The organism is Lactobacillus sp. CBA3605 (genome assembly GCF_002970915.1).
In the GTDB taxonomy this organism is placed as follows: domain Bacteria; phylum Bacillota; class Bacilli; order Lactobacillales; family Lactobacillaceae; genus Lactiplantibacillus.
Genome location: NZ_CP027190.1, coordinates 749,815 through 772,090, shown reverse-complemented (window position 1 = coordinate 772,090; position 22,276 = coordinate 749,815). Strand labels below are relative to the sequence as shown.

23 protein-coding genes are annotated in these 22,276 nt (G+C 43.3%); 16 read left to right on the top strand and 7 right to left on the bottom strand.

Translation table 11 applies throughout. The annotated features are described in order from the left end of the window. Positions 1–17: 17 nt before the first annotated feature. Together C5Z25_RS03870 and ybaK are read right to left on the bottom strand one after the other, a co-directional pair. Positions 18–797 carry a hypothetical protein gene (locus tag C5Z25_RS03870; RefSeq protein ID WP_105451421.1) on the bottom strand — a complete coding sequence of 260 codons (780 nt, stop codon included), beginning with the start codon at positions 795–797 and terminating at the stop codon, positions 18–20. 4 nt (positions 798–801) lie between these two features. Further along, positions 802–1,308 carry a Cys-tRNA(Pro) deacylase gene (gene ybaK, locus C5Z25_RS03865; RefSeq protein WP_105451420.1) on the bottom strand — a complete coding sequence of 169 codons (507 nt, stop codon included), beginning with the start codon at positions 1,306–1,308 and terminating at the stop codon, positions 802–804. A 124-nt stretch (positions 1,309–1,432) separates the two neighbouring features. On the opposite strand from ybaK, the gene C5Z25_RS03860 reads away from it, so the two are divergent. Beyond that, a complete protein-coding gene (locus C5Z25_RS03860; RefSeq protein WP_105451419.1) occupies positions 1,433–2,155 on the top strand; it encodes a GntR family transcriptional regulator in 723 nt (240 codons plus the stop codon). A 339-nt stretch (positions 2,156–2,494) separates the two neighbouring features. After that, positions 2,495–4,861 (top strand): phosphoketolase family protein, encoded by a 2,367-nt coding sequence (locus C5Z25_RS03855; protein WP_105451418.1) that lies wholly within the window; start codon positions 2,495–2,497, stop codon positions 4,859–4,861. Between the two features lie 84 nt (positions 4,862–4,945). On the opposite strand, the gene C5Z25_RS03850 is transcribed toward C5Z25_RS03855, so the two are convergent. Continuing rightward, positions 4,946–5,848 (bottom strand): RluA family pseudouridine synthase, encoded by a 903-nt coding sequence (locus tag C5Z25_RS03850; RefSeq protein ID WP_105451417.1) that lies wholly within the window; start codon positions 5,846–5,848, stop codon positions 4,946–4,948. Positions 5,849–5,927: 79 nt separating this feature from the next. Next, the gene (locus C5Z25_RS03845) at positions 5,928–6,377 is read right to left on the bottom strand and encodes a universal stress protein (RefSeq protein WP_105448925.1); all 450 of its coding nucleotides are present in this window, start codon (positions 6,375–6,377) and stop codon (positions 5,928–5,930) included. Positions 6,378–6,921: 544 nt separating this feature from the next. Here C5Z25_RS03845 and C5Z25_RS03840 point away from each other — a divergent pair. The 6 genes from C5Z25_RS03840 (at position 6,922) to C5Z25_RS03815 (ending at position 13,721) form a co-directional block, all read left to right on the top strand. Continuing rightward, positions 6,922–9,219, top strand: a complete 2,298-nt coding sequence (locus tag C5Z25_RS03840; protein WP_105451416.1) for an SH3 domain-containing protein — start codon at positions 6,922–6,924, stop codon at positions 9,217–9,219. 493 nt (positions 9,220–9,712) lie between these two features. Further along, positions 9,713–10,726 (top strand): lipoate--protein ligase, encoded by a 1,014-nt coding sequence (gene lplA, locus C5Z25_RS03835; protein ID WP_105451415.1) that lies wholly within the window; start codon positions 9,713–9,715, stop codon positions 10,724–10,726. Between the two features lie 13 nt (positions 10,727–10,739). Then, on the top strand, positions 10,740–11,123 hold the full coding sequence (locus C5Z25_RS03830; RefSeq protein WP_105451414.1) for a hypothetical protein: 384 nt from the start codon (positions 10,740–10,742) through the stop codon (positions 11,121–11,123). A 13-nt stretch (positions 11,124–11,136) separates the two neighbouring features. Continuing rightward, complete coding sequence (locus C5Z25_RS03825; RefSeq protein WP_105451413.1) at positions 11,137–11,586, top strand: hypothetical protein; 450 nt, start codon at positions 11,137–11,139, stop codon at positions 11,584–11,586. A gap of 181 nt (positions 11,587–11,767) precedes the next feature. After that, positions 11,768–12,214, top strand: coding sequence for a MerR family transcriptional regulator (locus C5Z25_RS03820; protein WP_105451412.1), 447 nt, complete (start codon positions 11,768–11,770; stop codon positions 12,212–12,214). A gap of 172 nt (positions 12,215–12,386) precedes the next feature. After that, positions 12,387–13,721: an MFS transporter gene (locus tag C5Z25_RS03815; protein WP_105451411.1), complete on the top strand. Its 1,335-nt coding sequence runs from the start codon at positions 12,387–12,389 to the stop codon at positions 13,719–13,721. A 93-nt stretch (positions 13,722–13,814) separates the two neighbouring features. Here C5Z25_RS03815 and C5Z25_RS03810 read toward each other — a convergent pair whose 3' ends face one another. Then, entirely contained in the window at positions 13,815–14,471 is a 657-nt protein-coding gene (locus C5Z25_RS03810) for a DedA family protein (RefSeq protein ID WP_105451410.1), read from the bottom strand. Between the two features lie 423 nt (positions 14,472–14,894). Between C5Z25_RS03810 and C5Z25_RS03805 the strand changes: the two genes are divergently transcribed. Further along, entirely contained in the window at positions 14,895–15,521 is a 627-nt protein-coding gene (locus tag C5Z25_RS03805; RefSeq protein ID WP_105451409.1) for a hypothetical protein, read from the top strand. Between the two features lie 228 nt (positions 15,522–15,749). Further along, the gene (locus C5Z25_RS03800) at positions 15,750–16,037 is read left to right on the top strand and encodes a hypothetical protein (RefSeq protein ID WP_105451408.1); all 288 of its coding nucleotides are present in this window, start codon (positions 15,750–15,752) and stop codon (positions 16,035–16,037) included. A gap of 64 nt (positions 16,038–16,101) precedes the next feature. Here the strand turns inward: C5Z25_RS03800 and C5Z25_RS03795 are convergent, their stop codons facing one another. Beyond that, a complete protein-coding gene (locus tag C5Z25_RS03795) occupies positions 16,102–16,539 on the bottom strand; it encodes a MerR family transcriptional regulator (protein ID WP_105451407.1) in 438 nt (145 codons plus the stop codon). Between the two features lie 265 nt (positions 16,540–16,804). On the opposite strand from C5Z25_RS03795, the gene C5Z25_RS03790 reads away from it, so the two are divergent. The 6 genes from C5Z25_RS03790 (at position 16,805) to C5Z25_RS03765 (ending at position 21,302) form a co-directional block, all read left to right on the top strand. Then, on the top strand, positions 16,805–17,404 hold the full coding sequence (locus tag C5Z25_RS03790) for an NAD(P)H-binding protein (RefSeq protein WP_105451406.1): 600 nt from the start codon (positions 16,805–16,807) through the stop codon (positions 17,402–17,404). A 48-nt stretch (positions 17,405–17,452) separates the two neighbouring features. After that, complete coding sequence (locus C5Z25_RS03785; protein ID WP_105451405.1) at positions 17,453–18,151, top strand: hypothetical protein; 699 nt, start codon at positions 17,453–17,455, stop codon at positions 18,149–18,151. Positions 18,152–18,274: 123 nt separating this feature from the next. After that, the gene (locus C5Z25_RS03780; RefSeq protein WP_105451404.1) at positions 18,275–18,496 is read left to right on the top strand and encodes a hypothetical protein; all 222 of its coding nucleotides are present in this window, start codon (positions 18,275–18,277) and stop codon (positions 18,494–18,496) included. Between the two features lie 356 nt (positions 18,497–18,852). Continuing rightward, positions 18,853–19,974 (top strand): PLP-dependent transferase, encoded by a 1,122-nt coding sequence (locus C5Z25_RS03775; RefSeq protein ID WP_105451403.1) that lies wholly within the window; start codon positions 18,853–18,855, stop codon positions 19,972–19,974. Positions 19,975–20,050: 76 nt separating this feature from the next. Further along, positions 20,051–20,371: a thioredoxin family protein gene (locus C5Z25_RS03770; protein ID WP_048000313.1), complete on the top strand. Its 321-nt coding sequence runs from the start codon at positions 20,051–20,053 to the stop codon at positions 20,369–20,371. A gap of 145 nt (positions 20,372–20,516) precedes the next feature. Beyond that, positions 20,517–21,302 carry an alpha/beta fold hydrolase gene (locus C5Z25_RS03765; RefSeq protein ID WP_105451402.1) on the top strand — a complete coding sequence of 262 codons (786 nt, stop codon included), beginning with the start codon at positions 20,517–20,519 and terminating at the stop codon, positions 21,300–21,302. Between the two features lie 116 nt (positions 21,303–21,418). Here the strand turns inward: C5Z25_RS03765 and C5Z25_RS03760 are convergent, their stop codons facing one another. Further along, on the bottom strand, positions 21,419–22,273 hold the full coding sequence (locus tag C5Z25_RS03760) for an SAM-dependent methyltransferase (RefSeq protein WP_105451401.1): 855 nt from the start codon (positions 22,271–22,273) through the stop codon (positions 21,419–21,421). Positions 22,274–22,276 lie beyond the last annotated feature (3 nt).

Here is a 22,276-nt window from a genome sequence, read left to right as displayed (position 1 = left end):
TTGAATTAAAAGCCAAGTTAATCCGCGATTAGGCGGGTAATGATTAAAACAATGAGCGAAACGACCAGCGCATAACTTAGAATGATGGCAATGGTAAACCCAAAGGTGATGATGCTGGTTAGAATGGTAGTCGCTTGACCATCAAGTAACGTGATGATGGTTGTAAAAACGATGATTAAAATAACCGTGCTCATCAAGCCAAGGGCACTATTTTGATAATCAGCGGGACTAAGATCAAACCCACCAATCACAATTAAAATTGTTAAAACCAATAATAATCCCAGTTGCCACCAACTGGTCCCGGCAGAGGTTAAAGCGGTCCAACTGCCGTGCCAATTAGGATTTTTAGGGGTCGCTGCTAACGTTAAGATTGCCCGTGCTAACCCTGGGAAAAGCCACGCATCAAGCCCTAGTAAACTGGCGGTGCAACCGAAAATCGGTGCGACACCGATAAATAAATTACCAATCATTTGATAGTAATTACCTTGCCGCCACGTATGATTCACGTAACCTAATGCTAAGTCATCTGGATCGCCAGCTGTTTGATGTAAGTGTGGCCGTTTAATTAACCGGACAGACTGAATGCCGTGGCGAAAAACAACCGCCATAACCAAGTGGCTGAGTTCATGAATAATAATCCCTAAACAGCCTAGATAGACCTGACTGTTAATCCCGAAGCGACTGACTAAGTGCGCCTTAGTCTGACGGTTGATTAAGGTTAACACCCAAGCAAATAGGGCAGGAATTCCTAACAGGGTTGCTAATAAGAGTAAATTATTCCAAATAAGTTGTTTCACACAATCACTCCGTTATTTCGCCGAAAGTCCCATGGACCAGGCGACGTAAGTCTTCGGCGTTGATTTCAATCGAACGGCCGATTTTACCAGATGAGACCAAGATGGTGCCTTGTTTTTTGGCACTCTCATTAATGAAAATTGGAAACTTTTTAGTTTCCCAAATACCAACGGGTGTATTAGCACCATGCTGATAGCCCGTGGTACGTTCTAAGTCTTTTAAAGGAATCATGCCCACTTTTTTGTTGCCAGAAAGTTTGGCTAACTTCTTATAACTGAGATGTTCATCAAGTGGTAACACGCCGACTAAGGGGCCTGTTTTGTTGCCAATTAAAGCGAGGGTTTTATAGATGTGATGTTCATCAACGCCTAAGTGATCGACTTGTAATTGTGCGACATCACCCTCAGTTTCAGTGGGAAATTCATATTGTTGATAGCTTAAATTAGCTTTATCTAGAATTTTTTCAACCAAAGTTTTTCCTAATTTTGCGTCTTTTTTACTTTTTTTTGACATAGCATTTCATCCTCACAATTATAAATGTACGTTCCAATTCTAAAAATGGACCGGTGCAATTAACCCTCGGCGGTCAAAGTCTGCTATACTTTAACTAAACTAGTTAAGTAAAGGAGGGACCGAGATGGCAGATTTAGTCTATCAACAAGTGATTACTGACCTAAACAAACGGATTATGGCCAATGAATTTGTCGATAAGAAGTTGCCAGATGAACGGAGCCTCAGCGAGCAATATCAAGTGAGCCGGAGTTCGATTAAGCGAGCACTGAATGTGTTAGCTAATCAAGGATTAATTTTTAAAAAACGCGGTTCAGGAACGTTTATCAATCCATTATATCTTAAAAATCAATCTTCGTTTAAATATGAAGGCACCAATTTGGGCATTACGGATAGTTTAAACACTGAAGGCGCCCAACCTAGTATTCAATTATTAGACTTTCAGGTGATTCCTGCAAGTCAAGAGTTGCAACAGGACTTATTTTTATCGGCAGATGAGTTTGTTTATGAAATTAAGCGGTTACGTTTGCTGGATGACCAACCCTTTATGATTGAAACCGGATATATTCCAATTAAGTTGGTACCGGAGTTAAATCGGCAAGTGGTGAGTGGGTCGATTTTTAATTATGTTCAAGCGACGTTACATGATGCGGTGACAAAATCCTTCTTATCGATTTCAGCGGATGCGTCGCAGGCCAATGATCAAAAATTATTGGGGTTGAAGCCAACGGAACCAGTCGGTGTGATGAGTGGTATTTTCTTTTTGGATGATGGGACACCATTTGAAGTGTCGAATATGCGGCTACATTATCAGTATATGAAGTATACGACGTTTGTTTCGACGGATTAATGAATTAGCGGGCGTAGGTTTTGGCAAGCCAAGGTCGTCGAAGTAATCATGACTGGGACTTTTGGGGACCATCAATTATTGAAAACGCTTGAATGGCTGCCGTTGGCAACTAAAACGGTAGGCTTAAATTCGGGACATATTAAGTAAAACTCGCTAAACTAGGTTTGAGCAACGGCTCGAGCTTTTTTATTTGTCCAATTAAGACTTAAATTATATAATTGGACCGTTCCAATTGATAAAAAGGTTGATTTTTAAAATGAACCTGTTAAGATAGAACTTGTAAACGATGTCAGATAGTAACTCGAATGATAAATGCAAGCAAATTAAGGAGTGTTTTGAATGGCTACAGATTACTCATCACCAGCATATTTGCAAGAAGTTGACAAGTATTGGCGTGCTGCCAACTACTTATCAGTTGGTCAACTTTATTTAAAAGATAATCCATTATTACAACGGCCTTTAAAGGCGAGCGACGTTAAAGTTCATCCAATCGGTCATTGGGGAACCATTGCCGGTCAAAACTTTATTTATGCCCATTTAAATCGGGTCATTAATAAATATAATTTGAAGATGTTTTACGTTGAAGGTCCCGGTCATGGTGGTCAAGTGATGGTTTCTAACTCATACTTGGATGGCACGTATACCGATATTTATCCTGAAATTACGCAAGACAAAACTGGGATGCAGAAATTGTTCAAGCAGTTCTCATTCCCAGGGGGCGTGGCGTCACATGCGGCGCCTGAAACACCTGGTTCAATCCATGAAGGTGGCGAACTCGGTTACTCTATCTCACACGGTACTGGTGCGATTTTAGATAATCCTGACGAAATTGCGGCAGTGGTCGTTGGTGACGGTGAATCCGAAACGGGGCCATTGGCAACTTCTTGGCAATCAACGAAGTTTATTAATCCAATTAATGATGGGGCAGTTTTACCAATCTTAAATCTTAATGGTTTTAAGATTTCCAACCCAACGTTGTTTGGTCGGACTTCAGATGCCAAAATCAGACAATACTTTGAAAGTATGAACTGGGAACCTATCTTTGTAACAGGCGATGATCCTGAAAAAGTGCATCCATTATTGGCCAAAGCCATGGATGAAGCGATTGAAAAGATTAAAGCCATCCAAAAGAATGCTCGTGAAAATAACGATCCAAGCTTGCCTGTTTGGCCAATGATCGTCTTCCGCGCACCTAAAGGCTGGACAGGTCCTAAGTCATGGGATGGCGAAAAGATTGAAGGATCATTCCGGGCACATCAAATTCCAATTCCAGTTGATCAACTTGATATGGAACATGCTGATGCCTTAGTTGATTGGCTCGAATCATACAAGCCAACGGAACTCTTCAATGACGACGGGACTTTGAAGGCTGATATTGCGGCGATTATGCCAACCGGTCAAAGTCGGATGGCTGCTAACCCAATCACCAATGGTGGGGTTGATCCAAAAGCTTTGAATTTGCCGAGTTTCCGAGATTACGCTGTTGATACGACGCAACGCGGCGCCAACGTTAAGCAAGACATGCTTGTCTGGTCAGATTACTTGCGTGACGTTATCAAGCAAAATCCAGATAATTTCCGATTATTTGGACCAGACGAGACGATGTCAAATCGGTTATACGGTATTTTTGAAGCGACTAATCGGCAATGGCTTGAAGATATTCATCCAGATAGTGATCAATATGAAGCACCAGCTGGCCGAGTTTTAGATGCTCAGTTATCTGAACATCAAGCTGAAGGCTGGCTTGAAGGCTATGTCCTAACTGGTCGTCATGGTTTATTTGCAAGTTATGAAGCTTTCTTGCGCGTTGTGGATTCAATGTTAACGCAACACTTCAAGTGGTTACGGAAGGCCAATGAACTTGATTGGCGCAAAAAGTATCCTTCATTGAACATTATCGCTGCTTCAACGGTATTCCAACAAGATCATAATGGGTATACCCATCAAGATCCAGGTGCTTTGACGCATTTGGCTGAAAAGAAACCTGAATATATTCGGGAATATTTACCAGCCGATGCGAATACGTTATTGGCAGTTGGTGATGTGATTTTACGAAGCCAAGAAAAGATTAATTACGTGGTAACGTCCAAGCATCCACGCCAACAATGGTTTAGTATTGAAGAAGCTAAACAATTAGTTGACAATGGTCTAGGGATTGTTGATTGGGCTAGCACCGACCAAGGTAGTGAACCAGATATTGTGTTTGCAACGGCCGGTACGGAACCAACCTTGGAAGCTTTAGCGGCGGTGCAACTCTTACACACGAACTTCCCAACCATGAAGATTCGGTTTGTTAACGTGGTTGATCTATTGAAGTTGCGGAGTCCTAAGCACGATCCACGGGGCTTGTCCGATGAAGAATTTGATCATTACTTTACGAAAAACAAACCAGTTGTCTTTGCGTTCCATGGTTACGAAGATTTGATTCGTGATATCTTCTTTGATCGTCACAATCATAATCTGTACGTACATGGCTACCGTGAAAATGGTGATATTACAACGCCATTTGATGTCCGGGTCATGAACCAAATGGACCGTTTCGACCTAGCTAAGACCGCAATTGCGGCGCAACCAGCGATGGAAGATCAAGGGGCTGCCTTTGTTCAGAGTATGGATAATATGCTGGCTAAGCACAATGCTTATATTCGCGATGCCGGTACTGATTTACCAGAAGTTAATGATTGGCAGTGGAAAGGCCTGAAATAACAGGTTACTATTGAATTGATCATAAAATAAACGACGTTTCAACTTGGTGACTACTCACCGGGTTGAAACGTCGTTTTTGAGTGCTTAAAAATGGTCTAGCTGGGTTAAATCAGCAAAGCTGGCAGGTAACGGTGCGGTAACTGTCACTGCAGTCGCCGTAAATGGTAACGTGAGATGTAGTTGCCAAGCATGCAACAATAAGCGCGGCGCTGATTGATACGCGTCGTCATAAAGTGGATCACCGATGATGGGGTGATCGTTAGCTGCGAGATGAACGCGTAATTGATGGGTACGGCCAGTATGGAGGTCAAGCTTAACCAAGGTTTGGTACCGAGTTGTCTGGATAACTTGATAGTCAGTCAGCGCAGTCTGGGCGTCGACCGTATTAATCCAGCGTTTGCGCTGATCAATCGGGTCATGGCCGATAGGGTCGGTGAACTGTCCGGTGAGGTGATCAAAATGGCCACGAACCCAAGCATAATAAGTCCGGTGAATTTGTTTGGTACTGATCAAACGATCAAGGATTGGGACGACCACCGGATTTAAGGCCACTAGCATAGCACCGGATGTCATTTGGTCGAGTCGATGGACCATGTAAGGGACTTGCCCGGTCGTTTGCAGATCCGCAGCCAAATGGTTTAAAACCGACCCCCGTTCACCCGGTTGATTGGGGTGGGCCTTTAAGCCAGCAGGTTTGTTGATGACGAGCAAATCTGTGTTTTGATAGAGGATGGGGACGGCCCCCGCAACATCTGGTTGATAACTAGAAACTGGGGTCCGAAAATCAGTTGGTAAAAATTGTAAAGTTAAACGGTCATTCGTATGAACAATGGTTGCGACCGAGGCGGGGCAATCATTGAGCCAGATGCGGCGCCCTTGTCGTAATTGTCCTTGGATGCGTTTAGGAATTAGCCATATTTTTAAGCAGTCACGCACGGTTTGTTGATCAAGAGCTGCTGAGAGCTTAAATTGCTTGGTCCATTGCACGATAATATCACCTTTCTTAACTTAAAAGTGAGTTCCGAGGGCCTGTTTAGGTACCTCGGAACTCACTTTTTTCGTGTCATTATTTAACTGGTTTGACGATTAGCACATCACAAACTGCATTACGACTAACGTAGGTCGTGACTGAACCGACCATTAATCGTTCAACTGCAGACAAGCCGGTTGACCCAATCATAATTAATTCATTATGATGATCGGCAGGGAATTCTCGGGCAATGACTGTCTTCGGATTACCGAAACGGACATGCACGTCAACTTTTTTAACCCCAGCGTCAATGACTTCTTGTTTGAGTTCGGCTAGGCGTTGTTGGACATCTTCCGATAGCTTATAAATCACATCGCCACTGACAGCGCCGCCATACGTATCACTGAATTGGTTAACTTCCAAAACGTTTAAAATGTCCAAATGAGTATCGTTGCGCTTGGCAACTTCAATACCGCGTTTTAAAACTTCTTCGGTGACTTTGGAACCGTCAACTGGTACCAAGATATTTTGATATTGTTGTAACATAATGGTTACCCCCGTTTTTAATAGCTAATTAATATGTTTATTTTAGCATTAATTTCGGCGGCTGTAAGCCTTTTAGCTTAGAAGTTGCAGTCTGATGACTTTTTTTACAGTTTGTAAAATTTAATATTGATATATTAATTATTGAAAAAAGTTAAATTTTTTATTAAGCGCCTTTAAATGATGGTTTTACTAGTTGGTAAATTAAAATTAATTACTTAATATTGGTTAGAAGATAGGTCTAAACAATATTAATTGTCATTAGATTTAAGAATGGCCTTGTTTTATGTGCGTAAAAGGTGGCTGCTAAAAAGATAAATAATTAGCAAGCAGGGTTAATTATTGTCACTATGAATAAAATCCTAACATGTGAAATTTAATTAGTTTTGAAATAACAAAGTAACAGTAAAATTATATTACAATATTCGAATTGAATGTAACACGGGAGGGTGCTACTATTAGGGCCGTAGCAGTAATCCTGAGATAATGAGTTTAAATAAATTGTTGTCTGTTAGTCAGCTTTAATAAGAGATTTGGGGAATTTTAATTGAAAATCGGAATGACAAAAATCATTGCATCATTAATGTTGAGTACCGCTTTATTACCAGTGGCAGTTAGTAAAGCGGCATCAACCGGCGATAAGGCAACTAACGATACTGATACGACTGCGGTTGCTACTAATCAAGCCGTCAATGGTCAAAACAATTATGTACAGTCCGGAAAAGCGCCAGCTGTGACTAGCCAAGCGGCCACGTCAACTGTTGCAGTTAGTGCGAGTGCCACTAGTAGTAGCCAAGCAAGTAGTAGTCAGGTTGACGACGCCAGTGCTGCTAATACGACTAGTACGGCCACCGCAGCTCGTTCAGTGACCAGCCAGACAATTGCTAGCTCGGCTGCGTCTACGAGCACCCCAGTTTCGGTTGCAAGTCAGGCGCCAATCGTCAGTTCAGCTGCTGTTAGTCAAGCAACGGTGACCACGACATCAGCGGCAACTGCCGTAACTAGTGCGACCAGTGGTGTGCAAAATTCAGCCGTGACTGGTGAAGCAACGGAAAAAGCTGCGCCAGTTGCTGATCAAGCTTTGTCAGCTGTTGATGAAAAACTGGCAATTACTAGTCAGGAGTCAATCAAACAACCAGCGTCTGCAACCAGCATAGTGGATCAAATGGTGACTAGTGCGGCGCCAGTTCAAGTCAAATCAGTTGCTAACTCGGCTGCAATGGCAATTGAACCAGAAGATATAACGATTGGCAGTGCTGCGGATGAAGCCGTGGCGCCAACCATGAATGATTATCAACAGACGTTCTTTAATCAGATTAAAGCCGGCGCCTTAGAAGGCTGGCGTAAATATGGCGTGTTACCATCTATCACAGCCGCACAAGCAATTATTGAAAGTAATTGGGGCCGTTCGGCTTTATCGACACAAGGAAATAACTTGTTTGGGATTAAAGGCGCCTATCAAGGTCAATCCATCTATTTTGAAACCAATGAATGGGTGAACGGGCAGTACGTCACCGTACGAGCAGCTTTCCGACAATATCCAAACTGGTCTGCTAGTGTGGAAGATCATGGGGCTTTTCTAGTCGATAACTCACGTTACCACAACTTGTTAGGGGTCACTGATTATCAAACGGTTGCGCGATTATTACAGAGCGATGGCTATGCGACTGATCCCAATTATGCGACGGCGTTAATTAATACCATCAATAGTTACCAGTTACAGAATTGGGACCAAGAAGTTATTGGGACGACACCCGAAAAGCCCGCTGAAAATAATACTACCGGCACTTATAAGTTCACAAAAACCGTTGATATTCATACAGCTGCTAGCATGCAGTCAGCAGTAGTTGGCACTTATGATGCCGGTGAATCCGTTCATTACAATGGTAAGGTTGTGGCGGATGGCTACACTTGGTTACGGTATCAATCGTATTCAGGGACAACACACTATATTGCGATTAGTGGGGATGACAGTGTGACAGTAACCCCCGCCACTGGGACCTTCAAGTTTACGACGACAACTAATATTCGTGATGGTGCCAGTCGTTCAGCTAAAATTGTTGGCACTTATGATGCTGGCGAATCTGTTCATTATAATGGTACGATTGAAGCCGAGGGTATTACGTGGCTACGATATCAATCGTATTCAGGGGCGACGCATTATGTTGCTATTGGGGATGATGTTGCCGATGCAGCGCCTAGTGTTGAATCCGCCACTGGAGCGTATCGTTTTACTGCTGATACGGCGATTAAAAGTGCGCCGCGTGCAACAGCAACCACGGTTGGCACCTATCGAACTGGAGAAACTGTATATTATAATGGCAAAGTGACGATTGCCGGACAGACGTGGTTACGTTACCGGTCATATTCTGGCGCGGATCATTATGTGGCAATTAATGGCAATCTGAATGACAGCAAACCAGTTGTTACGGCAACCAGTGGAACGTATCGTTTCCAGGCGACAACGGCTATTAAGGAGGCACCAGCGGCGAATGCGACCACGGTTGGCACCTATTACGCTGGTGATACCGTTCGCTATAATGCTAAAGTCACCGTTAATGGTCAAACCTGGTTACGTTACCAATCGTATTCAGGGGCGACGCATTACGTGGCGCTTGATGGAAATCAAAATAATTTAACAACGACAACTGCCAAGACGGGGAGCTTTACCTTTACAACGACAACCAATATTCGGACCGCGCCTAGTACGCGAGCTAGCATTGCTGGGGAATACTATCCCGGTGATCGGGTTTATTATAGTGGCACCGTGGTAGCGGATGGTTATACTTGGTTGAAGTATCTGAGCCGTTCAGGGGCGACCCATTATGTTGCAGTGGTGCATTAAGGGCATGCTAAAAAATTGTTTTATTAATGGCTTAGTCTTATACTAATCATATTAAAATGAATAGCGATTACGACCGCTATTAACTTCAGGCAATCTGGTCGGCCAACGCTGACTGGATTGTTTTTTATACACCGTTGCAATCGCTTACATTATGTGGTATATTAAATTCATCGGAAGAATCATCGGTCAGTAGCAACGTTACCCAATTGTTGTAACAAACCCGTCAAGTGATAGCTAGTACAGTACCCAGTGTTTCCGCTAATCTCGGATAACCAACTGACCATCCATCTATTGATGGCACGCTAATGCCACGGAGAATGACTAGCCGCCAATTAAGTCGTTCAAGGATGTGGCTTGTGGAGCAACGATTTTGGGGAATGACGAATTCCACACTCAATTTTATTGGTTCTTCCAAATGGGGACTCACAGTGTGGGTCCTTTTTAATTCGCGCAGTATAATGAAAGTAGCTAAAAGCTGAGGAGCTGATATCAAATGTATTATGTCTCAATGAAAGATCATGAAATCGGTCGTAATCTTGCGACTGAACAGTACTTAATGAATAATGTTGAGTTTGATGAACCATTGGTTTTGTTTTATTATGAAGAACCATGTATCATCGTCGGACGTAATCAAAATACATTGGAAGAAATCAATGCTGATTATGTTCGGGAACATAACATTACTGTGACGCGCCGGTTATCCGGGGGCGGGGCAGTTTATCAAGATTTAGGTAACTTATGCTTTAGCTTTGTCGTAGACAGTGATAGTCAAGAATTTGGTGATTTTAAAACATTCACGCAACCAATTATTGACGTGTTACATGATATGGGCGCAACGACTGCAACAGTTAGTGGTCGTAATGACTTATTGGTTGATGGCAAGAAGTTCTCTGGCAATGCGATGTACTCTCGCAATGGTAAGACGTTCTCACATGGCACGCTGATGCTAAATGTAGATTTAAACGTCGTTCCTAATGCCTTGACGGTCCCAACCGATAAGATTGCTTCAAAGGGGATTAAGTCGGTTCGGAGTCGGGTGACTAACTTACGCCCATTCTTAGCGCCTGAGTATCAAAATATTTCAGTACCAGAATTCCGGGATAAATTGTTAACTGAACTATTTAAAGTAGATTCTTTGGCTGAAATTGCGGATAAAGAATATAAAGTTTCACCAGAACAGCAAAAAGCCATTGATAAAATTTATGAAGACTATTATGCTAATTGGGATTGGGTTTATGGCAAATCACCTGAATTCTCGGTTAAGCGGCGTCAACATTTCGATATGGGGACCATTGATGCGAGACTATTGGTAACTGATGGTCATATTCAAAATATCAAATTCTTCGGTGATTTCTTCGGTAGTGGCAATGTGCAAGATATTGAAAAAGCCTTAACGGGCGTGCGTTATGATCATGATGAATTAACGAAAAAGTTAGCTGATATTGACTTGAATCGTTACTTCACTGGGATTCCGCGGGAAGCTATTATTGATTTAATCGCCGAATAACAGGAGTGGTTAGTTGAAACTTACACGGGTAGTTGCATTTGCGTTTGTTTCCTTTTTTTGTTACGGTATCGTCAATTGGATGATGTCGACCAGTCACTTTCAGTTACAAACGGCACGATTATCAGCTAGCCAAATGTGGCAGGGCTTATTAATCGCCTTAGTCTTATACTTTTTAGGCGTATTGGCTGTTTATGTGAATCGGATGCTCGGGTTTTACGTCTTGGGCCTAGTCTTAGTGATTTATTCATTAGGGTTGATTAGCGCCTTGATGTCTGGTTATCAAAGCACCGCTGGCATGGAAATTAAACTAATGCTAGAGGTCATGGCGGTGATTGGCCTTGGCGTGAACTTTTATACGCTGGTCTTATTGACCCGTTGGCGTCACAAAACTAACTAAATGAGGGATAGTTATGCAACGAAATGTACAGACTTTTATAGATGAAATCACTGCTGAAAAAATCGCGCAACCGACTTTTAGTGGTCGCTACGATCAGTTAATTGATCAATTAGATGCTTGGTTGAACGGCTTTTTAGACCAAGTGGCTGCTGATCAGTTGACGCAAGCAATCTTAACCACCGAACACGATCCAGCGATTAGTTTTCGCTTGGAGACTAGCGTGATTAATTTGCCATGGAATGCCTTAACCGAAATCGGTAAGGTAACGATGGCTGAGGATACCATGCCAATCAAGCTTTATATGATTGCGGAATCGGAAGCTTTTCAATCTGGCTTACGGATTGATGAGCTCGGAACGGCAACGGATGTTCTCGCTGATCGCACTAGTGCTAAAACGGTTTTGACAAGTTGGTTTGAAGCTCAAATTGATCATTTGAATCAAATTACTGGGGCAGATGCTTAATTAAGATGGGGTTCGGTGTGTTGGATTGTGATGGTAACAGCTATCACAATCTAGTCAGTGAACTCTTTTTTTGTCAGGGCTTGCCTTGAAGTTCACATTAAGGGATATGCTAAGGTCAGTTTAACAGCTAATGATTGGGAGCTATCGAGAACCCCGCATTAAGCAAAGGAGTGCAACTTATATGAACATAAAAGAAGCTAGTGAACAGACCGGCATTTCAGCGGCGGCAATTCGGTATTATGAAAAAGAAGGACTGATTCCAACGATTGATCGAACTGAAGTCGGTAATCGTGATATTGATGCCCGGATCATTCGGCGAATTCGGTTTGCAACACAAATGCGAGCGGCCGGTATGAGTATTGAAAGTCTCCGCCACTATATTGAATTGTTTGATGCTGAGGAAGACAATGCCAAGGAACAAAAAGCGTTACTAAAGTCTCAGCTGGCTGTCATGGAAGAAAAGCGTGATGATTTACAAGCCGCAATTGACCATTTGAATTACAAACTCAATCATTTTTATGATCACATGGAAACAACTGAGGCGGAGTTACGGGAATTAGAGCGGCAACATCAAAAGCAAACAACAGCCCGTGAATCAGGTCTGAATGCGGATGAACCGAACTATTAACTTGTGAAATTGGCGTTTGGGAACTTACCCAAACGCCTTTTTTGACGTTGAAAGTGGTAGTTGGCTAAAAACAAGTTCAACGCTTTGAAAAAAGTTTTGATTAGGGCTTGCCTTAAAGTACGGATGAAGGTCTAAACTACTTTTTGTTCACTTAAAGACAGGGAGAAATCACATGGGTAATAAAAAAAGATTCGATTGGATTTTATTAATTATTTTGTTTAGTTATTTTATGATTTTGCTAGATAATTCTATTATTTTCACGGGAACAGTGAAAATCGCACAGGATTTACAGTTGAATCAGCAGACACTTTCTTGGGTTAGTAGTGCTTATTCGCTAACTTTCGGTGGCTTTCTACTATTAGGCGGTCGTGCGGGTGATTTATTCGGGCGTCGGCGGGTCTTCCAAGTTGGGTTAGTTATTTTTGGCATTGGCTCATTAGTCGTGGGCTTGTCAGTGAACGCCACGATGATAATTGCTGCCCGCGCTTTCCAAGGGATCGGTTCAGCAATTTTAGCGCCAACTACCTTGGCAATTTTGATGGATACGTATACTGGACCAGCTCGAGTTCGCGCAATTGCTTATTATGGTGCAATGGCTGGGATTGGTGCCAGTGTGAGTTTGGTCATTGGTGGCGTGTTTGCGAGTCTTTTAACTTGGCGTATTGGTTTTTTCATTAATGTGCCAATTAGTATTTGGATGTATGCCTTAGCAGTTCGTGATTTGAAAGCGGACCATGGTCAAAGTGGCACCTTGGATTGGCTAGGGACTTTGACGTCCTTAATCGGCATGAGTGCGTTGGTCTATAGTATTGTTGGTGATTGGGCTCAGGGACCAGCATTACTTATTGCTGTCATCGCCTTAGCCGGATTTATTTATCAGGAACGACGAACGGCGCAACCGATTATGCCGTTACATTTATTCGTGGATCGTGAACGGCTTGGGGCCTATCTAGGTCGCTTTCTTTACCTGGGTGCGATGCTAGGATTTTGGTTTATTACCCCGCAATTAATGCAACAGCAATTGGGATTTAGTGCGTTGATGGCGGGTGTGGCCTTTTTTCCACTGACGATTGTGAACTTTATTGTTGCCTTGCAAGTGGCCCGCTTAACGGTTAAATGGGGCAATGGCGGTCTACTGGTGATTGGGATTACGCTAACCTTAATTGGCATGTTCTGGATGAGCTTCTTTACCAAAACAGTTGGTTATTGGTGGGGGATTGCGGCGCCGATGGTCGTGATTGGCATTGGTCAAGGCTTATCTTTAAGTCCCTTTACGGCTGCTGGTGTTGCACATACGCAAGGTGCTGACGCTGGAGCGGCTTCAGGTGTTGTTAATGTGATGCATCAAATCGGGGGTTCCGTTGGGCTATCGATTCTAGTGACCACTCAAAGTTTAGCCCATACGCAAATTATTGGTTTTCAGCAAGCCATTTTGGTCGGTTCCGGACTATTATTATTGGCTTTATTAGCTGCTATTTTCTTAATTGTACCGGGCGAACGCCAGTAAAAAATAATCGCTGCAAGAATTCACAAAATTCTTGCAGCGATTATTTGGTAGTGGTCATTGAGGTTGTCGAAACGTGTGCCGAAAGCCAGATTTTTAGTTAGCTTTACTAAGTAATAGGTGGTGTTTGCGTTTTAAATAGTGATAACTATAACGGCCTAAGATTGGTAGGATGATTAAAACTAGCATGATCCAAGTGAAATTTTGTTCGACAAATGGCCAATCACCAAAGTAATAGCCACAAAAACAACAGCTACCGACCCAAATTAAGACGCCTAAAAAATTCCAGATTTCAAAGTGACGCCAGTCCATTTGAGTTGTACCGGCAATGACTGGGATGAATAAGCCGACGAAGGGGATAAAGCGGCCCCAAAGCAAGGACGGCTTCTCATGGCGATCAAAAAGGGCTTTTGTGGTGTCAAGCTTGCTGGAATTTAAGCCTTTTTCTAAGTGACTGTGCTGATCCAAGCGGCGGGTCGCACGATACTTGAGCATGGCACCACTGGTAGCCGCGATAATAAAAATAGCTAATAAAAGCCAAATATTTAATTTGGAGTGTGTACTAGCCGCGATGGAGCTACTTAAGAATAAGAGCGATTGTCCAGGTAAAAAGGCAAAGGCGAGGTACGCTGATTCCAAGAAAATCACTAGGAACAAGACGACATAGGACCAACCGCCGATTTGATTCGTTAACGTGACTAAAAAATTTAGAGGTCGCATCAGAATAGATAAAAATGAAATGAGCCAAGTCATGGAAATTCCTCCTATAACACCGACTAAATATACCATGTTTGCGGGGTGACGCCAACTATTGTGGTTAGGGAAACTTGCATACTATGGTAAAAGATGGTAGTCTTACTAATGCGATGAGTCGATAAAGTCAGATTTCCAGCAATGGAAGTTCCGCGCGAGCGGCTAGTGACTAATTATTGATAGCGGGGCACGTTTCTCCGACGTATTCGGAGTGCTTGGGTCACTGACGTTGTGGAGCGGCATCCCTACTGGTTTTACCAGTACCGCGATTAATGGATTAACAGTAATTATACTGTTGATCCATTTTTTTATCCGCAAACGTTGATTTTTTAGTTTAAGACTGGAAAAAGATGGTAAATCTAACAAACTTAGCGTATGGTTAAGGCAAGCATAAAACTAAAACTTTTGGGGAGTTGATGTGTGATGAAAAAGATGATTATGGGGACTTCAGTATTAGTTGGCGTAGCAGTTTTGGGCGGCGGTAGTTATTTGTTGTGGCCGCAATCCAGTCAGACAACAACGCAACCAGTCCATCAAGCGGTCAGTTCTTCAGTCAAATCAGCTACTAAGCAGCAATCAACGTCGCAAGTTAAGCAAGGGACCACGGCGACCTCAGCGTCCCAGTCAACTGCAACCAATAGTCAAAAAACAGCTGCCAGTACTAGTACGACGACTGCGACGCGCGCTGCTACCACTGAAGCTAAGGCAAGCACCAGCGCCAGATCAACCACAAATAGCAGTCACGGCACAGACAATCAAAGCACTAGTCAGTCAGCGGTGATGGCGACACATTTAACTACGGCCCAACTTAATGATTGGGTTTGGCAGCAGGTTGCGCAACAGTATACGACGGCCAGTGTCACGAAAGATGATTTTTTATTCAGCCAGTATCACGCTGATGGGCTAGTCTATGTTACGGTCTATGAGAATACAAATGATCGAGTCTCACATTTGGTCGGTAATTTTCGAGTAAATGCCAAGGGACAATTGGAACGGCAATCAGTGACGGCTGCTACTTGGACTGTCGTATCCGCAACTTATAATAACTAAAATGATAAAAGCGCTTGACTTAAAGTCGACTTGAAGGTTTAAGCTAAACAAGTAAAGGTTACTAAGTTAATCACTTAGTAGAATTAAGGTGGATCTCCGGGTGGAAGCGGAGGTCCTTTTTTGGCATAAGTAAGCGCCTTCTTGCACAGCTGACTAAAATACGGCATACTAGATAGGTTAGTGCGATTAAGTGTCGTTAAAAATAAGAGACTAAGGTGGCCTGGTGAGATGGCGAAAGAAAAGTACGATGAAAAGGATAAGCAGGTTGGACGGGTAATCTTAGTGGCGGCGAAATGGATTGCAATTATCGGTGGGTTACTTGGACCATTTGTAATGATGATGAATCATAGCGTGGGCTTGGACCTAGGCAGTCTCAGTGTCATTTGTGGGGGCGCGGCAATTTGCTTTGGCAAGACCGGCCGAACACCAGGCGGTCAATGGTTAGCGCTATTATATACATTAGGCTTAGGTGTGTTGGTTTTGCTCTACTTTGTACTAGTAGCTAAATTCATATAAAATAATCAAAAAAAGACGATTGCAGGGATTAACTTGCAATCGTCTTTTAAGGTCTTAATCAGTGTTAAGGTTGATTTTCTTGATAAACGTCGTGTTCAGTAGCTTCTGCCATGTTGGAAGGCACGAAGTTATCCACTTTATGATTAATCAAGACGTCGGCATAATGGTCGACTTTTACATTAATGGTTTTTAAATGATTCTGGAGATCGTTAATCTCACCTAACGTGCGTTCCTGTTGTGCTTTCATCATCTCGTAGCGTTCAGGAACGGTGGTTTCGCCTTGTTGGACGAGCTGTAGATAATGCTGAATGCGTTCAACCGGCATCCCAGTCGAGCGTAGGCAGATAATGACTTTGAGCCATTCCAAATCAGTATCATCAAAAATTCGATTATTATTTTCATCACGTTTGACGAACGGCAACATTCCGTGGTCATGGTAGTAGCGGATGCTGTAAGTTGAGACGTTCATTTTTTTAGCAACTGCTTGGATAGTATAGGACAACTGTAACCCTCCCAAAGTTTAATATTAGTTTCGACTAGTATCATACGGCGAATTGACGCTAATGACAAGTGAAATGATTAATTTAAAAAAAGCCTTGTCTTACAGTAAGTGTAAGCTGTTACGCTGTAGTTGAAAATTAAATCTATGCCGGTGAAAAGGCTAATTTGTGTCATGGCGCTAAAATAAAGTGAATTTTTGGCTTGCCTTAGCGTTGGTCTAAGCTGTTAAAGTTAAACTATAAAATAATTAAAAGAGGGCTTTAAAGATGCAAAAAGTTTTAATTTTAGGCGCGACTGGTTCAGTTGGAGCGATTACCCGGGATTACTTATTAGCCCACAGTGATGATCAATTGACGTTGTTCTCACGGCGTGCCAATCAACTAGTTACCGATGATGGTCGTGAAACGGTGATTCAAGGCGATGTTAATCAAGTTGCACAATTAGCAACCGCCATGGCTGGTCAAACGGTGGTTTTTGCTGCTTTAAGCGGTCAGTTAGCGTTAATGGCACAACATATTATTGCTGCCATGCATCAAGCTAAGGTGAAACGACTCATTTTTATTAGTTCGATGGGAATTTACAATGAAATTCCAGCCCATCTTGGCGCTGAGGGTAACTTGGCCAGTAATTCGATGTTGCAGACTTATCGTGCGGCCGCAGATGTGATTGAAGCTTCCGATTTAGACTATACCATTGTGCGTCCCGGTTGGTTTGACAATGGTCGTGATGATTATGAAGTCACACAAAAGGGCGATCCATTTGGCGGACAGCTAGTTTCGCGGCGGGCGATTGCTGATTTAGTCATGCATGCGGCCGATGATCAAGCATATCTTAAGGAAAGTGTCGGCATTAATCGGCCGGAATGATGTGCCTGATTGGGTGTGGTAGTCATGATAAAAAGGGGGCCACTGGGGATGCGACAATATGCGATTCAGCTAACTGACCATGATTTTGAACCAGTCGGTGCTTGGTCCAGCAATCCACAGGCAGCTATCGCGCAGGTGAAAACTCAAGCTGATGTCGATTTATTAGTTTGGAATCCGGCGACTGATGAGAGTCAAATTATAGTTCAATATACGCTGGAGACCTTGGTCACCAAAATTGATCAAACGCCATATGCCCGTTTGATTGAAAAAATGAACACAGTATTGGCCTCGCTGAAGCAACCAGTGGCGCCCAAGTTACAACGACAGTGGTATTTGGTTGGTTATCAAGCTTGTTTAGATCATCAAGCCTTACTTAATACGGCCGCCGCCTTGCTTAGCCTAACCGTGGCTTATCTAAAAAACTCGCCACGAGCAGTATCGGACCTAAAGCAGCAGTTACGTGGCCTAGCGGATCAAGCACGTTGCTGGCTCTTAGCGGCCCGCGTTTCAGATTTACAGTTATTAGCAACCAATGAACCGCTAACCGTGTTGTTGCAACATTTGTTGACGCAAACTGTGGCGTTAGATGCGTGTCAGATGGCAGGGCGATCAGTGGCGTGGGAATTGGCGAACAATGCTGCAATGTTAAGCCAAGTCGAGACTGACCAATTTCAGTTGACCCAGTTAAAAAATAAGACAGCTTATCGGTTAATCCGGGCCGCCTATTTAGAACGCATCATGCGGTAACTGTCAGTTTAAAATTAATGGTGAGCTTGGGACAAAATCCAAGCTTTTTTTTATGAAAAAGCTTGCCTTATCGTTGGACGAAGGGACTACACTAAGGGGATTGAAACTAAGGAGGATGGGGCGATGATGGATCAAGTTATTAAGTTGCCACCTAGGGGCAACGATTCGGCGCGGGTAGTGGCAACGGTGACTCAAACTGGGCGGCAAACCTACCTATTAGCGCAACGGCAATACTTAACTTTGAAATTACAGCAATTTACCGAACCAACCCAGGCACCACGCATCAGACAAGCGTTACAACTAGAATTAGCTGGGTTAAATCAACAACTGGGATTAGTCGGCTAACTTTATGAGACAACAACTTGACAAAAATAACACAATTAAAGTATGATTAAAATACAATTAAAAATTGTGTAGTGATGAGGCGAGTAATTATCGAGACGTTCTACAGGAAGCCGTCCAGACTGTAAAGCGGTGAATGTTGAGATAATGAAGATGAACTCGGAACGCCTAATGATGGTCGACTGGCTGTCTTAGCGGTAACTGACCGATATTTTAGTGAGTTATGATGTCCATAACTTGATAAGTTTAGCTTGGGTGACCAGCTAATAAACTTGGGTGGTAACACGGTAAACGTCCCTAGTCCTTCATTGGATTAGGGCTTTTTTTGTTGGCTACAAAGTGAAAGGGAGTTTAATGAGATGAAGAAAGTAAGGCATCAGTTACAAGTTGAAACGCAGTTAGCACAGGCTGGAAATCGAACGGATGACGCGAAAACCGGCGCAATTTCAGCGCCAATCTATTTGGCCACTGCCTATCGCCATGCGGGGTTAGGTCAATCGACGGGGTTTGATTATCCGCGAGAAGCGCAACCAACACGTTGTATTTTGGAACAGACGATGGCAACGTTAGAGCATGGGACGGCAGCTTGGGCGTTATCTTCTGGCATGGCAGCTATTCAGCTGGTCTTTACACTTTTTAAAACTGGCGATCGGCTCATTATTTCGGATGATTTGTATGGTGGGTCCTATCGTTTCTTTGATTTGTTACATGATCATTACCAGTTGAACTTTTCAGTATGGCATGGCAAAAGTCAATCTGAATTGGCCACTTTGATTGATGATCATACTGTCGCCGTATGGTTAGAAACGCCGTCTAACCCCATGATGCACGTGATTGATATTGCAGCGACGGCGCAGACGACTAAAGCACATGGCTTAAAATTAATTGTGGATAACACGTTTTATACCCCTTTGGTTCAACGGCCGTTGGATTTGGGTGCTGATATTGTAGTTCATTCAGCGACCAAATATTTAGCAGGGCATAATGATATATTGGCGGGAATTGTGATTGCGAAACAACCTGCTGATGTGGACCAATTAGCCTTTAATTTGGTGACGACCGGTGCGGTTTTAGATCCGTTTGATGCTTGGTTATTATTGCGTAGCTTGAAGACGTTGCCATTACGGTTACGTCAACATGAAGCGAATGCGCAGGCCTTAGTTAAAACCCTGACGGCTAATCCGCAGGTTGACCGTGTGCTATATCCGGGTCGAGGTGGGATGATTAGTTTTTATCTAGCTGAAACGGTTGAAGTTGATGCCTTTCTACGGGCCTTGAAAGTAATTTCATTTGCTGAAAGCTTGGGCGGTGTGGAGAGTCTAATCACGGTGCCGGCCGTGCAAACACATAAAGACTTAACCCCTGCGCAACGGCAAGCTAAAGGTATCACGCCCAATTTATTGCGATTATCCACAGGCATTGAAAATGTGATTGATTTAAAAGCGGACTTAGTACAGGCAATTATCGCAGGGACCAAATAGGATAAAAGACTTTACTTACTTTTTGTACGTGGTAAACTTAACTTATTGAAATAAATATATATTTGGAGGCATTCAGATGGCAACAGCAACTTTAAGTGATGAAGAAATTCGGGAACGCATCAAAACTGGCAAGCATATGTTATTCTTTACGGCGGATTGGTGCCCTGATTGTGCTTTTATTAAGCCTGTCATGCCCCAAATCGAAGCTAAATATGATCAATATGATTGGATTACGGTTGATCGAGATGCCAATATTGAGATTGCGCAAGAAATGGGCGTTATGGGGATTCCAAGCTTCGTCGGGATTGAAGACGGTGAAGAAACGGGTCGTTATGTGGATAAGTTCCGCAAAACACAAAAACAAGTTGAAGATTTCTTAGATACTTTAGAAAAATAAGCTGCAACTAACGTTAACTGTGGATAACTCCAGAGTTAGCGTTTTTTTGTGTTTGGTTTGAAGGTGTTGTGAGGGCCTTATTGATTGGTTTGTGGATAATTCTCTGCTAAACTAAAACTTATTAATTCGAGAAATGGTGATAATAATGACAACGACTGTCTTTGAAGATGTAATTGTCCGGACGACGAAGCTGGATGAATTACCTGTATTACATGTGTTTGCGGCGAGCCAGGCCCAGACCAAACAACCGACTATTATTGATTATCATGGTTGGACAACCCCCACGTCAGCTGAATTAGTTGCAAGTTATCAATTAGTTCAGGCTGGTTTTCGTGTGATTTTACCCACCGCTTATTTACACGGCAGTCGGGCGACTGAAGTTGATTTGGATTCACATCCTGAACATTTCTGGGAAATTGTGGGGCATTCGGTTGCTGAATTTCCACGGTTAGTTGCGGCACTAGTGGCGCAAGGTATTAGTGATCCTGACCAGCTGGGAGTAATGGGGACATCGATGGGTGGCATTACGGCGGCCGCAATTATGGCGACCCAACCAGCTGTCGTTGCGGGGGCCTCATTAATTGGTGCACCAGCCCCGACTGCTTTTGCTAAGGCGCAGGTTGCACAATTACCGGCGGCCATCCAAGCTAAGTTACCGAACGCTTGGTTGCAGACCACTTACGACCAGCTTGGTCAATTTGACTTGTCACAACATGCGGACCGGTTAGCTGGGCGGCCAATGTTTTTCTTTAATGGTACGGCAGATACGATGGTCCCATACCAATATGTTGCTGATTTTAAGCAAAAGTTTGCGGATACGCCAGCCTTAGCCCAAACCGTTTTTAAAACGGCTGAAGGCGGTGGGCATCACGTCCCACATAAAATGCATGCGGCGGCAGTCGATTTTTTAAAAACTGCAATTTTGGCGTAAAGTTATCCCCAGTGGATAACTTTAATTGAGATTTAGAAAAAAACAATCGCAACAAGAATTCACAAAATTCTTGTCGCGATTGTTTTTTTTGTCATCAAGGGTGCTAGCCGTGTCCCCTATGAAATGACATAGACTTGATCGTGAATTAAATCAAAGGGACGATAATGCGTATTTAATTGGGTAACTGCGTCATCATCACGATAATGGGCGTGATCCCAGAACTGCTTGGAACCGGTGGCCCCATACTTTTCACCGATACAAATTAAAGGTACCGGCGTCTCGCTGGCACGAATGGCTTGCAACAAGTCCCAATCTAAGGTGAGCTTATCCGGTGACCATGCCATGATAACGTAGTCGATGTCTGCAGCGTAGCGCTTAAACGCGGCGACCGCATCTAACGTTTCAATAGCAGTGACCGGTTGGCGGCCAGTCTGATTGTCGGTTTCTTTTGTCCAAGCTTTCGAGTCAGTGGTGATGATCGTCTGATTGGAATGTAATCGTTTGAGGCCTTTTGAGATGTAGCCATTACCGGCCATGACCTCTAGAACGGGAGCCTCACCAACAAAATCGGCCAAGTCTTTTAAGAAGGGCGCACTGATATAGGCCCACATGCCATACTGCGCTTCGATATAATCCCGGAAGTCACGGAGGAGTTGGTCAACTTTTGGTAATGCGGCCGAAAGCTGATTCCAAGCAGCATCACCGGCTGGATCGCCCATGGCATATTGGGTATTCAGTCGTTGGAACAATTGATCTTGAAAGTCATCAGGCAGTTGTAGTACCGGTAATTGTTGAGGTGGTAACCCGGCGGCTAGTAACCGATCACTTTCCAAGGCGTTATTAATGAGCACTAACACTTGAGGATCGTCTTGGAACAGCTCACGATAGTGGGTAAGTTGCGCAATATACGGCTTAGTGGTTGGCTGTTTTTTGGCCCGTTTCTTTAGTTGCTTTAATTTTTTCGGATTCATTGC

Coding starts and splice junctions, on each gene's coding strand:
- ybaK (WP_105451420.1), bottom strand. CDS start 1,308: ATGTCAAAAAAAAGTAAAAAAGACGCAAAATTAGGAAAAACTTTGGTT.
- C5Z25_RS03860 (WP_105451419.1), top strand. CDS start 1,433: ATGGCAGATTTAGTCTATCAACAAGTGATTACTGACCTAAACAAACGG.
- C5Z25_RS03855 (WP_105451418.1), top strand. CDS start 2,495: ATGGCTACAGATTACTCATCACCAGCATATTTGCAAGAAGTTGACAAG.
- C5Z25_RS03845 (WP_105448925.1), bottom strand. CDS start 6,377: ATGTTACAACAATATCAAAATATCTTGGTACCAGTTGACGGTTCCAAA.
- lplA (WP_105451415.1), top strand. CDS start 9,713: ATGTATTATGTCTCAATGAAAGATCATGAAATCGGTCGTAATCTTGCG.
- C5Z25_RS03825 (WP_105451413.1), top strand. CDS start 11,137: ATGCAACGAAATGTACAGACTTTTATAGATGAAATCACTGCTGAAAAA.
- C5Z25_RS03820 (WP_105451412.1), top strand. CDS start 11,768: ATGAACATAAAAGAAGCTAGTGAACAGACCGGCATTTCAGCGGCGGCA.
- C5Z25_RS03815 (WP_105451411.1), top strand. CDS start 12,387: ATGGGTAATAAAAAAAGATTCGATTGGATTTTATTAATTATTTTGTTT.
- C5Z25_RS03810 (WP_105451410.1), bottom strand. CDS start 14,471: ATGACTTGGCTCATTTCATTTTTATCTATTCTGATGCGACCTCTAAAT.
- C5Z25_RS03805 (WP_105451409.1), top strand. CDS start 14,895: ATGAAAAAGATGATTATGGGGACTTCAGTATTAGTTGGCGTAGCAGTT.
- C5Z25_RS03800 (WP_105451408.1), top strand. CDS start 15,750: ATGGCGAAAGAAAAGTACGATGAAAAGGATAAGCAGGTTGGACGGGTA.
- C5Z25_RS03790 (WP_105451406.1), top strand. CDS start 16,805: ATGCAAAAAGTTTTAATTTTAGGCGCGACTGGTTCAGTTGGAGCGATT.
- C5Z25_RS03785 (WP_105451405.1), top strand. CDS start 17,453: ATGCGACAATATGCGATTCAGCTAACTGACCATGATTTTGAACCAGTC.
- C5Z25_RS03780 (WP_105451404.1), top strand. CDS start 18,275: ATGATGGATCAAGTTATTAAGTTGCCACCTAGGGGCAACGATTCGGCG.
- C5Z25_RS03775 (WP_105451403.1), top strand. CDS start 18,853: ATGAAGAAAGTAAGGCATCAGTTACAAGTTGAAACGCAGTTAGCACAG.
- C5Z25_RS03770 (WP_048000313.1), top strand. CDS start 20,051: ATGGCAACAGCAACTTTAAGTGATGAAGAAATTCGGGAACGCATCAAA.
- C5Z25_RS03765 (WP_105451402.1), top strand. CDS start 20,517: ATGACAACGACTGTCTTTGAAGATGTAATTGTCCGGACGACGAAGCTG.
- C5Z25_RS03760 (WP_105451401.1), bottom strand. CDS start 22,273: ATGAATCCGAAAAAATTAAAGCAACTAAAGAAACGGGCCAAAAAACAG.